The sequence below is a fragment of the Nocardia sp. NPDC057663 genome (genome assembly GCF_042799895.1).
Taxonomy (GTDB): Bacteria; Actinomycetota; Actinomycetes; order Mycobacteriales; family Mycobacteriaceae; genus Nocardia.
Genome location: NZ_JBHVHX010000008.1, coordinates 268,979 through 283,732, shown reverse-complemented (window position 1 = coordinate 283,732; position 14,754 = coordinate 268,979). Strand labels below are relative to the sequence as shown.

10 protein-coding genes are annotated in these 14,754 nt (G+C 65.0%); 6 read left to right on the top strand and 4 right to left on the bottom strand.

Translation table 11 applies throughout. From position 1 onward, the window contains the following. Positions 1–3: 3 nt before the first annotated feature. The 4 genes from ACFVAV_RS20075 (at position 4) to ACFVAV_RS20060 (ending at position 5,287) form a co-directional block, all read left to right on the top strand. Positions 4–1,200, top strand: a complete 1,197-nt coding sequence (locus ACFVAV_RS20075; RefSeq protein ID WP_379036478.1) for a hypothetical protein — start codon at positions 4–6, stop codon at positions 1,198–1,200. Between the two features lie 83 nt (positions 1,201–1,283). Next, positions 1,284–2,873, top strand: coding sequence for a serine/threonine protein kinase (locus ACFVAV_RS20070; RefSeq protein ID WP_379036476.1), 1,590 nt, complete (start codon positions 1,284–1,286; stop codon positions 2,871–2,873). 437 nt (positions 2,874–3,310) lie between these two features. After that, complete coding sequence (locus tag ACFVAV_RS20065) at positions 3,311–4,096, top strand: hypothetical protein (protein ID WP_379036475.1); 786 nt, start codon at positions 3,311–3,313, stop codon at positions 4,094–4,096. Further along, positions 4,097–5,287: a hypothetical protein gene (locus tag ACFVAV_RS20060; RefSeq protein WP_379036473.1), complete on the top strand. Its 1,191-nt coding sequence runs from the start codon at positions 4,097–4,099 to the stop codon at positions 5,285–5,287. It abuts the gene before it with no gap. 79 nt (positions 5,288–5,366) lie between these two features. Here ACFVAV_RS20060 and ACFVAV_RS20055 read toward each other — a convergent pair whose 3' ends face one another. From ACFVAV_RS20055 to eccCa, 4 genes are all read right to left on the bottom strand, one after another. Then, positions 5,367–5,672 carry a WXG100 family type VII secretion target gene (locus ACFVAV_RS20055; RefSeq protein ID WP_379036472.1) on the bottom strand — a complete coding sequence of 102 codons (306 nt, stop codon included), beginning with the start codon at positions 5,670–5,672 and terminating at the stop codon, positions 5,367–5,369. 32 nt (positions 5,673–5,704) lie between these two features. After that, positions 5,705–6,037, bottom strand: coding sequence for a WXG100 family type VII secretion target (locus ACFVAV_RS20050; protein ID WP_379036471.1), 333 nt, complete (start codon positions 6,035–6,037; stop codon positions 5,705–5,707). A gap of 123 nt (positions 6,038–6,160) precedes the next feature. After that, positions 6,161–7,645 carry a type VII secretion-associated protein gene (locus tag ACFVAV_RS20045; RefSeq protein ID WP_379036470.1) on the bottom strand — a complete coding sequence of 495 codons (1,485 nt, stop codon included), beginning with the start codon at positions 7,643–7,645 and terminating at the stop codon, positions 6,161–6,163. After that, the gene (eccCa, locus tag ACFVAV_RS20040) at positions 7,627–11,661 is read right to left on the bottom strand and encodes a type VII secretion protein EccCa (protein WP_379036469.1); all 4,035 of its coding nucleotides are present in this window, start codon (positions 11,659–11,661) and stop codon (positions 7,627–7,629) included. Before eccCa ends, ACFVAV_RS20045 begins: the two co-directional genes overlap by 19 nt. Before the next feature lie 185 nt (positions 11,662–11,846). Between eccCa and eccD the strand changes: the two genes are divergently transcribed. Continuing rightward, positions 11,847–13,313 carry a type VII secretion integral membrane protein EccD gene (gene eccD, locus ACFVAV_RS20035; RefSeq protein ID WP_379036468.1) on the top strand — a complete coding sequence of 489 codons (1,467 nt, stop codon included), beginning with the start codon at positions 11,847–11,849 and terminating at the stop codon, positions 13,311–13,313. Further along, the gene (gene mycP, locus ACFVAV_RS20030) at positions 13,310–14,710 is read left to right on the top strand and encodes a type VII secretion-associated serine protease mycosin (RefSeq protein ID WP_379036467.1); all 1,401 of its coding nucleotides are present in this window, start codon (positions 13,310–13,312) and stop codon (positions 14,708–14,710) included. Before eccD ends, mycP begins: the two co-directional genes overlap by 4 nt. The last annotated feature ends 44 nt before the right edge of the window (positions 14,711–14,754 follow it).

Sequence of the window (14,754 nt, the reverse complement as noted above, 5' to 3'; positions counted from 1 at the left end):
ATCATGCGAAAGATCCGTGCGTACAGCGCTGTCATCGCACTCACGATTGCATTGAGTGCCTGCGGAGGCGGGCCGGACGCCGCGACACCGGCGGCGCCGGAAGTAGACATCACCAAGCTGGACTCCGGCAACTACCCGACCAAGCCCACCGACGTGGAGGCGAACCGGCATCCGGCGGCAGGTGCCCTGCGCGAATCCATCAAGATCGGCGCCGCGTCACCGACGCCGTACGACTTCGACAATCGCTTCATCTATGTGAAGCAAAGGGGCGGTCGTCATGTGACCGACGACAATCCGCCGTTCTACTCAGGCGCCGGCTTCGAGAATGCCAAGGAAGGCCTCGCTGTCATTCCCGGCGTGGTCGCCGGTTGGAAGACCTCGGCCCAACGCCGAGACGAATTCGATGCCGGACGCGGTGTCGCCACGATGGTCGTCCGGTTCTCCAACAGTGATCAGTCACGATTCGCCTACGAGGAACTGGCGAAACGTACCGAGGGCAATCCCGACCAGATACCCGGCTACCCGGATGCGCACGTGCGCGTAGCCATCAAAAAGGGCTCGTACACAACGCAGTACATGCGCGCGTGGCTGGTACGCGGCGACCTGCTGATCTACATTCACCTGTCCGATCCGGTGAGCATGCCCTTCGATGGTCCCGCGAACGCCGAGATCGTGAAGAAGTATTTCGACAAGCAACTCGAGATGCTGAAGTCCTACTCGCCGACACCGCTCGCCGAGATCGACAAGCTGCCCATCGATGTCGATGGACTGCTGAGCCATACCTTGCCGTCGGAATCGGGCAAGAACGGCGGCGCCGCCGTGTATCCCACTCAGGCGCTACTGCACACTGCGAGACGACTCGACACACTATCGCTCGCCCTGGCCGACGCGGGCGTCGACTACACATCCTCCGATCTCGGAACCGTCTACCGCGCCCGTGATTCGGCAGCGGCGGTTCGCTACATGGCAGCGGAGGAAGCCGGCTCGACGACTCCGAAGCACACAAAGGTCGACGGCCCACCCGACATGCCTGGCGCACACTGCTATAACGCCAAACCCGAAGAAAAGTACGCCTCCGATGCACCACCGTTCTGCTTGACAGTGGTGGGCCGCTACGTCATCAAGTCGAACAGCACGAACTTGCAGGACGCATACCAGCGACTCGCCGCCCAGTACAAGCTGTTGGCCGGATACAGCTGACCCGGTGGGGTGTCGCAGCACCTGCTAGATTTGCCCAGGTTGGGACGTGCACTCCGGGGCGCGCGAAGGATGAGGAGACGCGAATGGCCTTGCGGCCCGGCGCAATTGTTGGTGGCTACCGAGTGATCAAGGTACTCGGCGCCGGTGGTATGGGCACCGTCTACCTCGCGCAGAACCCCAGCCTGCCACGCCGCGATGCGCTCAAGGTACTCAGCGGCGACCTGTCCACCGATCCCGAGTTCCGCGGTCGTTTCGAGCGGGAAGCCAATCTCGCTGCCGGCCTGGACCATCCCAATATCGTCGCGGTGTACAACCGCGGCGACGAGGACGGCCAGCTGTGGATCGCCATGCAGTACGTCGACGGCACGGACGCCTCGGCCGAGGTGGCCAAGGGCCCAGCAGCCATGCCGCCACAGCGGGCCCTGCGCATCATCGGTGAGGTCGGCAAGGGCCTCGACTACGCGCACCGCCGCGGCCTCCTCCACCGCGACATCAAGCCCGCCAACTTCATGATCGCCGCGGCCGAAGACGGCGACGAGGAACGCGTCCTGCTGACAGACTTCGGCGTCGCCAAGTCCGCCGATGACGGCCAAGACCTCACCGCCACTGGCAATTTCATGGCCACGGTCGCCTACGCTCCCCCAGAGCAATTGATGGGTAGCAAGCTCGACCACCGCGCCGACATCTACAGCCTCGGCTGCTCGCTGTACAAGCTGATCACCGGCCAGAACCCGTACCCCGCCACGGTGCCGGCCATGGTCATGATGGGTCACCTCCACGAACCCCCACCCCGGGTCACCGCCGTCCGCCCCGACCTCCCACCCGCGATCGATCAAGTGATCGCCAAGGTGATGGCGAAAGACCCGGCCCACCGCTACAACACCTGCCGCGAATTCATCCAGGACGCCCACAACGCCCTCTTCGGCGCCCCCATGCAAGCCCCCGCGGCCCAGGGCTTCCACACTTCCCCCAACACCCCGATCGCCAGCCCCATCACCGCCGCCACCGACATCGTCTCCCCCCAATGGGGAACCGACCCCAGCCGCGCCATCGTCGGCTACCCACCCCAGCCCGGCGGCGTCTCCGAAAACGACATCCTTACGGCCCGCAACCCCAAGCCCTACCGCCCCAAGCGCGGCCGAAAAGTACTGCTGACCAGCATTATTGCCGTCGTCGTCGCAGCCTTGGTCGGCACCGGCGTCTTCGTCCTCACCAGGCCCGACGGTGGATCGACCGGCGGTGGAGACCCGATGGCCCAGGCTCGTTCCCAGCACCCCGAACTCAGCGGTAAGACCATCACCGCCTACAACTTCGGCAATTCCACCCTGTCCGTTGTCCTCAATCCGAGTGATCAATGGAAGTTTCTGCGGGACTTGGACTTCGACTACAACTCCGAATACAAGGCTGTCGGCGACGAGAAGTCACCACGCGCATTGTCGGTAGGCGACTACAGCCTCAAGAACAACACAGACGTCGTCATCGTGCTTCGCACGGATAGCCAAGCGGGCAACGGCGGATTCCGTGGGCTTCCTTATGCATTGACTAGCGGAAATGGCAAGGTCGTCGTCATCGACGACCCGTCGACAGTTCAGGCATTCCAGGTCTGGAGCGACCAGTCGCAGCAGATTCTCATCGACAAGATGGTGCCCGCGATCTCGAAAGCCGTGAAATGACCCGAAAGACGACCACACTTCGCACGGTGATAATCCTCGGAGTTGTGGCGCTTGCCTCAGCATGCGGGGCAACAGTCTCCGGCAATCCGCAACCCGGTGCGACCTCAGTCAATCTAGACCATTTACGTCCCGGCCCTTTCAAGAACGATCCGAGCCCATTCGAAATAACTTGGAATTCAGATACCCCGAAGGTAATTCGACTTATTGAAGCCCGAAGGCTGCTCAACTATCTAATACATCCATTCGATATCGACCCGACCTTAATAAAACCAGAGGGCACTAAGGTCTTCGCCGACTACGCCGAAATGCAATCACGAGGCGGACTCAGCGATGCATACACAGCTCCACTGCGGTTTAATGTCAAGTTCATTGGCGGAGTGTCCACTTCTCAATCCAACGGAAGCGTCCGGTCCCCCAGAGACCTAGCAATCTCGGTAATGCAGTTCGCAACCGATGCCGAGGCGACACGGGTCGCCGATGAATTCCAGCGCATCACCCTGGAGTCGAGCCCACGGCAAGTCGTCAAGATCCCGGACCGGCCGAATGCACGCGCGTCTACGGAATCCGAGAGTACGGTCGACTCGTGGGAGCCACGTGGCTCATACATTATCTGGACCAGGGTCAAGACCCCTACGCCCGACCTCAGCGGCGCTGTCGCGACCGTCAAGAAGACGGTTGATATGCAGATTAGATCGCTCGACAACTTCAAGCCGATTCCACTGGACGACGTCCTCGATAGCCCCCTCGACCCCGAGAACATCATGCGTCGCGCCGCGGTCCGCGACAGCAGGGACGGCGTCGGAATCAGTCGCTCGCAGGAAGATTTCGGGCCGTTCGAGCCTGTCGGTATCCTACATTTCGAGCGATTTCCCGCCGAAGCGCGTAAGAAGTTCGAGGAGACCGGCGTCGATCTCATCGGCCGCAGAGCAAGTACGGTTTACCGGACTCGCGACCTTGCATCCGCATTTCGTCTACAAACTTTCTTCGCTACACCAGGTAAGAACGACATTATACTTAGATCACCACCAGGACTCGCAGATGCGCAGTGCATCAGATTGGATATCGCCGACAGCAGCCGAGAGTACGATGCTCTGTGCGCGGTTGTCTACGACAGGTACGTTGCCGTCGTCACCGCGAAGTCCATCAGCACCGGCGAGATCGAGAGTTCACTCTTGGAGCGCGCCGCCGCGCAATACGCGATCTTGAAGAAGTGCGAGCAATAGATGCGAATTTTAGCGCTCACCTCGATACTCACCACCCTGGCGATTCTCGCAGCCGCGTGCGGTGACAATGCAGCGACGGACTCCGCAACTGTGGATATCGATAAACTTGATGCTGGAAACTACCCAACGACCCCGATTGATATCGAAACCACCAGAACACCGATGTCTGCCGTGGCACGAGAATCGATCAAAATCGGAAAAGCCACGCCATTGCCGGTCGATTACGATGGTCGATTTCGCTTTGCACCGCTACATCCGGCGCGGGTAAACCGGGTAACGCCGGAAGAACCGCCCTACTTCGAAGGCACTAAGATCGAAAAAAGCCAGTTCGCAGCCGAAATTCCCGGGTTGATCGCAGGCTGGCGGGCCTCCGCAAATCGGCGCGATGAACTCGGCCGAGGGCGCTCGATCGAGACATTCACTCTCCGCTTCGGCGATTCCAATCTAGCTCGCAACGCGGCGACCAAGTTATTGGAACGTACTCCGGGCGATCCTTTTGAGGGAGTCAGCGGACGCCCGGACGCCCAGTCGAAGATTACCCAAACAGATGCCTTGGGTGTCACCGCCCTTCGGACATTCCTGGTCCAGAATGACATGCTGCTCTACATCCAGATCTACGATCCGCTCAGCCGCCCGTTCGACCCTGTCGACAATGCCGGGATCACCAAAAGCTATCTCGACAAGCAGCTCATCATGCTTCGTGAATATTCGCCGACCCCAACCGCAGAGCTGGAACGACTTCCTCTGGACAACGAAGGGCTGCTCAGCAAAACTCTCCCCCGGGACAAGCCGCTCTCTGGAGCGGCTGTCTACCCGGCCCACGCCGCGCTGTTCCTCTCAGAGCGGCCAGCTGCACTGTCTGCAGCGTTCGCGGACGCCAATGTCGACTATGTCGCGGTAAACGGTGCCACCGTTTACCGCGCAGCTGATGAAGCCGCCGCGAAGCGGTTGATGGCGGCCATGGAGAATGGTGCGTTCAATCAAACGGGTCTCGTCGACGTCGAAGCACCGGCGAATCTTACTGTCGCGCACTGTTACGATCTAGATCCCAACCTCGACGTCAGCGGTTTGAATAGTACCCGCTGCCTTGTATCGGTCGGCCGATACGTTGCCTCGGTATCCGGCAACAATATTCAAGATGTGCGTCAACGTATCGCGGCCCAGTACAAGCTACTGGCAACTGCCGGCTAGGCTCCCGAATTTCGACGCACACAAGCAGGAAGGCGGGTTCGAACCTTCGAACCCGCCTTCCTTGTCAGAAGCTCGTTGACTAGCCCATCAGCATCTGAGCGAGGCGTGCGTCAGTAGCCTTCATGTTGTCGGAGCCCGAGAGGGTCTTGGTACCGATCGCCTGAAGCTTCGTGTTCAGGTCGATCGACTGCGACTGCCACTTGCTCTGGAGGATCGTGAAGGCGGTCGAACCCTCACCATCGGACCAGTGCTCTTCGATGAAGCGCTGGAACTCGTTCTCGTAGTCCTGCAGGGCAGTGGTGATTTCCCGCGCCTGCGTCTGGAGGCCGGAACCGGCGTCGTTGATGGCGGCGAAGTCATACCGAATCGAACCGATATCAGTCATTGGCGTTCCTTACGTTGTCAGCAGGAGGAGTATCAGGAGTTCATGTTCAGAGTCGGAGTCGGCGTGTCAGCAGACTCCGCGATGATCTGCTGAGCGTTGTCGACTTCCTCGTCGGTGATCGTCTTGGCGATCTTGGAGACGTTGTCCGAGCTGTTGTACAGCTGGTTGTTCAGCGCTCGAGCAGACTCGAGGTACGACGTCATCGCCTTCTGGAACGCCTCACCCGCGGCACCCTGGAAGGCCGGGTTGTTGACGTTGGTGGCATGACCTTCCGAGTTCCGGATCATCGCCTCGATCGTGTCGTGCTTGTCTTTCATCCTCGTCGAGAACGACTCGATCTCGGCGGGCGAAGCGGAAAAACCCATCTTCTGGCTCCTTCGTGGTCAACGGTGGACCAGACCCCCCTGCTGGCGATCTGAGCCCTTCATCTTGGTTGGACGCACCATCGGTGCGTTCGGTTCCATCATCTTCGGAGAAATTTCCGAAACCTACTGCGAGATCGACACTGATCGCATCACTTCCTCGCACGCAGTACTGACAGTCCCCCATCCTCCCGAGCCGTGCTGGCAGCCGACGTTGGTCTGGACGCCATGGTCGAGTAGGACGTACCACCTGACGACGGAACCGTCGCCAGGAAGCTCTTGGTAGCCGATCCCCCGGCGCCCAGCGAACACCACGTCGCGTTCGGGTGTACCGAACCGTCCTGGCTCGGCGCGAGCGATCCGCGCTGTGATGTCCCTTAGCACTTCATCATATCCAGCCTGTTCTGCAACAGTGTTGTATGTCACAGTAATTCGGCCGGGGGTGGCTGTCTGCGGAACGAGGGCCGCTCGCTCCGGGTTCTCGCCGACGATGGTCCGCCAGCCCGCTGGAATATCGAAGGCGACGCGGCCCATCGTGTGGCGGCGTGGCGCATCGGCAGGCTGGGTTGTCGATGGTTGCGCCGGAGTCGATGCCGCCTGCGTCCGGGTCGCGGGTGCGCTCGAGTCGGCGGGCGCGGTGGAACCTGCCGCTGTGGCCGCATCCGCACCGCTGCCCCTCGTGGTCGCCACTGCGACAACACCGGCCGTGATCACCGTGAGCAGTACCGCTACTGCCGCAATGATTTTGGCCGTTGCGACGCGGGGTGACGGTGCTGTGGCGGCGGCGCGCTCGCGCAGGGTGCCGACCCACTCGGCGTTCTCGGCCGGGATCGGGCGCGTCCGCTGGTCGGTGAGACTGGATTGCGGCAGCAGCAGTGCCGTCAAGGCAAGCGGCTGTACCAGTGGCGTCGGTTGGGTGGTCCACATCTGTGCGGCGAAATCACGCAGACGCTCCAGCAACAGCTCGTCGTGCGGTCCGACGACGAGCACCGATGTCGGCCGGGAGCCGTCGACTACCTGTCCGATCATCGCGGTCAGGCATTCGACGGCGGCGTCGTTCCATTCGCCTGCGCCCAACGTTGGTTCGTGCTCGCAGGCCGCGACCGCGATCTGGTCTCGGGACCGATCGACCGCACTGACGGTGACATCCAGCGGCTCGATCTCCACGACGACGACGAGTTCCGAGGTCGCGAGGGACTGCCGCAGTCTGGCGACACGGACGGCGATCGACTCGAGGAGAACCGAACCGGAGTACCTGCCGAGGGAATGCCCGAGGGCCGACCGTCGCACCGCCGACCACGAACTCGGATGTGCGACACCGATCGTCGCGCCCGGTGTGGTCGGGGCCAAACCCGTGAGCACCTCGCCGACCACGGCATCCATTGCCGCGGCGTTCGACATCGGATTCGGTTCGAACCCGATCCACGCAGAGTCCGCCAGCGCCAGTGCGGACACCGACGGTTGCGTCGGTCCGACCGGCGCACCGACCACAATCCCGTCCGGGACGGGCATCACCGTAGGAACGACATCCACGTGCCGGGCAGCGGTGCGCGCCAAGATGCGCGCATCGCTGACCACGACATCGATGTCGGTCACAAGGCCGGCGACCATGCCAACTGCACCAGATCGATCGCGTTCCTCGTGACCAAGGTGCCTCGGCCAGGCGGCATCGCGCTGGCGCGCACGGTGCCGAACAGCTGACCTTCGTCCCGGCTACCGCTCATCACCAGACCGATGCACCCGACATCGCGCATCCGAGATACGACAGGCTCGTAGAGCGCCCGGGACGCACCGCCGGAACGGCGCGCGATGATCAGGTGGAATCCGATGTCCTTGGCGTGCGGGATGAACTCGACCAGCGGCGAGAGCGGGTTGCCCGACGTGGTGACCACCAAGTCGTAGTCGTCGATGATCAGATACAGCTCCGGGCCCGTCCACCAGGAACGCGCACGCAGCTCCTGCTGCGTGATATTGGCACCAGGCATCCGGGACTTCAGAATTCCGACGACCTGCTGGATGAATGGGGTGAGGACCTCCGACGAGGGCGCATAGCCCGCCAGGTGATTGGTCTCGATGGTGCCCAGCAAGGTTCGCCGGTAGTCGCCGAGGATGACCTTGGCCTGCGCGGGCGTATTCGACTCGACGATGCTCTGAGCGATACCCCTGAGCAGCGCGGTCTTACCGCACTCACTGTCACCGAAGACCAGGAAGTGCGGGGTGTCGGCCAGGTTGAGCATGACGGGCGCCAGCTCCGACTCGTTGACGCCGATCGGCAGCTGCATGTTCGGCCGCGACCGGTCGATCTCGGCAGGCCAGTTGCGTATCGCGCGCAGCAGATCTGCACGGTCCAGGAGGTCCGGCAGAGTGCGGGTGCCGGGCGCGGGGCGACCTGGGGTGCGCTGCGCGATCAGTTCGACCGCGTTTGCGACACCGACACTCAGGTCGAGCGGATCGGAGCTGCCATCGACGCGGGGCAGGGCCATCAGCATGTGCAGCGCGTCGGGCGTGATACCGCGGCCGGGACGACCCTGGGGAACAAGCGAGGCGAACTTGCGGCCGATGTCGGAGTCCATCGGGTCACCGAGCCGGAGTTCGATGCGCGTGGCGATCTGGTCCTTGAGGGCGGGGCGTGCCTCCATCCACCGGGACAACGCGATGACCACGTGGACACCGTAGGAAAGTCCTTGCAGGGCAAGGTTGGTGATCTGCTGCTCGAGTGCCTCGTAGTCCTGGCGGATCGTGCCGAAGCCGTCGATGACCAGGAAGGCGTCGCCGTAGGGGTCGGCGTGGGCGCCGGCCGCGGCGGGGCTGCTGTTGGGGTCCATCGCGCGCAGGCGGCGGTACTCCACCATGGACTCGATACCCAGCTGGTGGAAGCGCTGTTCGCGCTGACGGACCAGGGTGCTCATCTCGGCGACCGTGCGGCGGACCTTGTCCGGGTCCAATCGGTTGGCGACCGAGCCGACGTGCGGCAGCCCTTCCAGGCTGGACAGCGTGCCACCACCGAAGTCCAGGCAGTAGAACTGCACCTGTTCGGCAGTGTGGGTCATCGACATGGCCATCACGAGTGAACGCAAGGCCGTCGACTTGCCCGACTGGGGGCCACCCACGATCGCCACGTGGCCACGGGAACCCGAGAGGTCCAGCATCATCGGGTCGCGGCGCTGGTCGTACGGCCGGTCGACGATGCCGATCGGCGCGCGCAGGGTGGCGGCGGCGGAGTACTCGCCGGTGAGGATCGACCGCGGGATCAGCTGGTCCAGGGTCGGTGCGTCATCGAGCGGCGGCAGCCAGATCTCGTGGGCGGGGCGGCCGTGGCCGGTGATGCGGGATACCAGCATGTTCAGGTTCGACATCTGGTCGCCGTCGTCGCCGGTCGGTTCGGGTTCGAACGTCGATTCCGGAGCCACCGGGACCCGGTCGGAGGTGCGGAAGCCGACGTGGTTGGCGCTGAACGGGCGGGCGTTGACGTCGATTTCGCCGCCGACGATGCCTGCGCTGGTGACCTCGCGCTGCGGGCCGCCGCCGACGTAGGGGCCGGAGACGTAGGAGGCCTGGAAGCGCTGGATCTCGCCGGAGTCGGCCTTGAGGTAGCCACCGCCGGGGGAGTTCGGGAGGTTGTAGGCGTCGGGGACGCCGAGGACCTGGCGGGACTCGTTGGCGGAGAAGGTCTTCAGGCCGATGCGGTAGGACAGGTGGGATTCCAGGCCCTTGAGCTTGCCCTCTTCCAGGCGCTGCGAGGCGAGCAGGAGGTGGACGTGCAGTGAGCGGCCGAGGCGGCCGATCATCACGAACAGTTCGGCGAAATCGGGGTGCTGGGTGAGGAGTTCGGAGAACTCGTCGAGCACGACGAACAGCGCGGGCAGCGGGTCGAGGTCGGCGCCTGCGGCGCGGGCTTTCTCGTATTCGGAGACGTTGGCGAAGTTGCCCGCCTGGCGCAGGACTTCCTGGCGGCGGTTCATCTCGCCTGCCAGTGCGTCTTTCATACGGTCGACGAGGTCGGCTTCGTCTTCGAGGTTGGTGATGACCGCCGCGACGTGCGGGACGCCGTCGAGGCCGAGGAAGGTCGCGCCACCCTTGAAGTCGACCAGGACCAGGTTGAGCTGGTCGGGCGAGTGGGTGGCGAGCAGGCTGAGCACCAGGGTGCGCAGGAACTCGGATTTACCGGAACCGGTTGCGCCGATGCACAGGCCGTGCGGGCCCATGCCGTTCTCGGCGGCTTCCTTGATGTCGAGTTCGACCGGGTTGCCGTCGGCGCCGACACCGAAGGCGACTCGCAGCCGTTCGCGACCGTAGCGCGGGCGCCAGGCGCTGGCGGGGTTGAAGTTGCCGATGTCGCCGAGGCTCATCAGCTGCGACCAGGTGGAGATGGCTTCGTTGTCGTCGGTTTCGACATCGCTGCTGCGCTGGGTGGCGGCGCGGTAGGGGGCGAGGCGGCGGGCGGCCTGCTGGGCCTGCTCGGCGCTGACGCGGTCGATGGTGGCGAAGCGTTCCTGGTTGCCAGTGGCGCCGCGGCCGAGGCATTCGCCGTCCTCGACGACCATCTTGATGCCGCGCGAAACAGCCAGGCGCGGTGCGTAATTGCACAGGTCGATGATGGTGACGCCCTCGAAGCCGGATTCGCGGAGCTGGTCGTCCTCGGCTTCGAGCAGGCCGCCGTCGACGACGATCACCACGTGCACCAGGTTCGGGTTGTTCGGCTGGTTACGCGAGTAGCGCACGCGGTTGCCGAGCAGCGGGTGCAGGCTGCTCAGGGCTTCGCGGATGGAGCCGTAGAACATGCGCTGGGTGCCGATGCCGTCGGAGACCTCGGGGTGCTGGGTATGCGGGAGCCACTTGGTCCACTCCCACTCGCGCGCGGTGTCGGGGCCGCAGACCACGGCGACCAGCACCTGGTCGGGCGCCTGGAACATGCACAGCTGCAACAGCATCGCGCGGGTCATGTCGCGGGCCTGGGCGCGGTCGCCGTCGAGAGCGATGGTGCCGAAACCCTTCACCGCGATCGCGGTGGGCAGGTCGGGGACCGTCGAATGCGCGCGGACGAAGCGGCGCAGCGAGACGGCAGCGATCGGTTCCAGTTCCTCGACCGGGCCGGTCTCGGGGGCGACCAGGCGGGTGGCCAGGCGCTGACCGCCGAGGCCGATGCGGGCGTGGCAGAAGTCCTTGTCGCCGGAGCGGCGCTCCCACATGCGGCTGGTGCCTGCGAGCATCCAGATGAGGCCTGGCTCAGGGTGACTCCACTCGACGGCGGCGCGCTGCTGCTTGGCGGTGTCGTCGACGTCCTTGCGGACCTGGTCGAGGTAGCGCAGGTAGTCCTTGCGGTCCTCGTTGGCCTCGGCGGCCTTGGCGCCCTTGCCGCTGCCCTGGCCGAACATGGTGACCATCGACATGATCATCATCAGCGGGAACATCATCGACATCGGGTTGGACAGCATGCCGCTGCCCTGCGTGAACATCAGCGCCATCATGCCGACCATGCCGACCACCATGACGACGGGCATCAGCTTCATCAGCAGGTTGCCCGGCGTGATCCGGGGGATCTCGGGCGGCGGCTGTAGGGTGACCTCGCCACCTGGCGTGCGCGGCATCTCGCGCCGGGCACGGCGCTGGAACCTGACTGTGCTCATGGTCGAAGACTCCCCCTGCTTGACTATTCGCTGTCTGTCCTCGCGACGGGCTCAGTGTAGAGGTCGCGGCCGACATGTCGTATGGTTCGTCAGGCATTCTGCTGTCCGAACGGTGAGTTCCGCAAACTGTCGATCGTCTGAGCGGTCGAGCGGAAACACGAGGTAGAGACGGAGTTGGGGGAGTTTTGACGCACGCGCGACTCGATCATCTTGAAGAGGATTCCGCGCGCGGCATCGTTCGCGCACCGGACCTGGCCAGGGTGACGATTCTGGCCAAGCACACGCAGGTCGACATGGCGATTCCGGTCGATGTGCCGGTCGCGCTCGTCATTCCGAGCGTGGTCGACATGGTCGCTCAGCACAGCCGGTCCAATGATTTCGACAACGACGGCGAGCGCTACGAGCCCGCCGAATGGGTGCTCGCGCGGATCGGCCATCCCCCGTTCTCGAACTCGCTCAGCCTCGGTGAGCACGGCGTGCGCGACGGCGAACTCCTCATGCTGGAGAGCGCCTCGCACACCGCGCCGACACCGCTGTTCGACGACATCATGTACAACGTCGCGATCGCCGACGCCGAGCACTACCGGAGCTGGACGCCGAAGACGGCCCGCATCACCGGTTCGGTGCTCGCCGCGCTCACGATGCTGGTCGGCTGCTTCGGCCTGCTCGCCGCACCGGATGCGCTGCCGTTCTGGGTAACTGGTTCGCTCGCGCTGTTCGTCGCCATCCTGTGCGTCGTCGCGGGCACGGTGCTCAGCCGCATGTACGGCGACACCTCCGCCGCGCTGGTCCTCGGCGGCTGCGCGCTGCCCACCGCGTTCACCGGTGGCATGCTGCTCGTGCCCGACCATTACGGCTGGGCCCATCTGCTGCTCGGTTCGACGCTGTTCGGCGCGACCGCGGTGCTGGCCTGGCGGGTCACCGGTGTCGGTCTGGCCCTGTTCATCGGCGCGGCAACGGTATCGGTGTTCGTCATTCCCGCGGCGATCGTCGGGCTGCTCACCGATCAGCCGATCAAGGCCATCGGCGCGGCCGTGGCCGCGATCGGGCTGGCCGGGCTGTCGCTGTCCCCGCGCGTGTCCATGCTGCTGGCGAAGCTGCCGCTGCCGCCGGTGCCCTCCCCCGGCACCCCGATCGACCCGACCGAGGACGACCCGGACGACCACCGCGCGCTGCCGACCCTCGACGCGCTGCGCGCCAGGTCGGAGCGGGCCCGCAACTACCTCGCCGGCCTGGTCACCGCGACCACGCTGGTCACCGTCGTCGGCGCGCTGCTCGCGGTCGACGCGGGCGCCGACGACGCCTACTGGCCCGGTATCGCGCTCGCGCTGGTCTGCGCGGCCGTGCTGATGTTCCGCAGCCGCACCTACGCGGGCGCCGAGCAGGCCATCGTGCTCATCGCGGGCGGCGCGGCGATCGTGCTGATCATGCTGATCGGCGTCTCCCTCGAAATGCGCCAGCCGCTGGTGGTTTTCGGTGCCGCGCTGGCCATCCTGATCGCCGCGCTGGTGATCGGCCTGATCGTGCCGAACCAGTCGGCGACACCGCCGATGCGCCGGGCTGTCGAACTGCTCGAGTACGCGTTCGTCGCCGCGGTGCTGCCGCTGGTGTTCTGGGTCGCCGAGCTCTACTCCCTCGTCCGCGGGCTGTGAACGCGAGCCTGCGCGTCGCGGCGGCGGCCGTGGCGCTCGGTGTCGGCGCGTCGTTCGGGCTCGGGGCCGCACCGGCTTCCGCCGATCGTCCGCCCGCGGCCGATCCCGCGAACCTGCCCGCTGGTGATCCGGCCGCGCCGCCCGAGAAGACCGAAGTCGGGTCGAACGCGGTGTGCACCACCGTTGCGACCGGAGGCGACAGCGCCGCCGTGCCGGATGCGCAACGGTCGCTCGATCTGACCCGTGCCTGGGAATTCTCCCGCGGCGCAGGCCAGCTGATCGCGGTGATCGACACCGGGGTGAGCAGGCACGACCGGCTGCCCGACATGATCGCCGGCGGCGACTTCGTCGCCAATTCCGGTGACGGCGCCGAGGATTGCGACGCGCACGGCACCTTTGTGGCCGGGTTGATCGCGGCGACCCAGATCCCCGGACAGGGTTTCGCCGGCGTCGCGCCCGAGGCACGCATCCTCACCATCCGGCAGACCAGCAAGATGTATCAGAAGGAAGGGGCCAATCGAAACAAGGCTCCCGAGGACCTGCCCGACGGATACGGCAACCTGAACACCATGGCCTCGGCCATCCGGCGCGCCGCCGATATGGGCGCGAGCGTCATCAATGTCTCCGAGGTCTGGTGCGGCACCAACAAGGGTGTCAACGACAGTGCCATCGGCGCGGCGTTGCAGTACGCGGTCGAGGTCAAGAACGCGGTTCCTGTTGTCGCCGCGGGTAACTCGGATACCTGCAAGACCGCGAACACCGTGATCGACCCGCTCGAGCCGAACGCCGACCCGTGGACCAAGACCGCGATGATGGTGAGCCCGGCGCGCTGGGACGACTATGTGCTCGCCGTCGGCTCCATCGACGCGAACGGCGCACCGTCGAAGTTCACGGTCGCCGGCCCGTGGCTCAGTGTCGCGGCGCCCGGCGAGAACATGACCTCGCTGAGCCCGCGTGGCGCCGGGACCGCGACCGGGACGGTCAACCAGCAGGGCGCGACCGCCGCGATCAGCGGGACCAGTTTCGCGACGCCGCTGGTGTCCGGCGTGGTCGCGCTGGTCCGTGCGCGTTTCCCGGAACTCAGCGCCAAAGAGGTGATGAAGCGGGTCCAGGCGACCGCGCACGCGCCGGCCGAGGGCTGGAACCAGTACATCGGTTACGGCAGCGTCGATCCGATCGCCGCGCTCACCGCCGAGGTCACCGGCTCGCTGCCGCCCAAGCGGCCGTCACCGGCCAAGCAGGTACAGCTCGCGGTGCCCGCGCCGGCGCCGGTCCCGGACAACACCGCCCGGAATGTGGGGTTGATCGGCGCGGGCATTGTCGGTCTGCTGTTCGTGCTCGGCATGCTCGCCTCGTACCCGATCCGCCGCCGGTTCGGAGTGCGCGAAGACGTCTGAGCTCGCCGGTTCGACGGACGCGGTACCGTCCTCGGGTACCAACC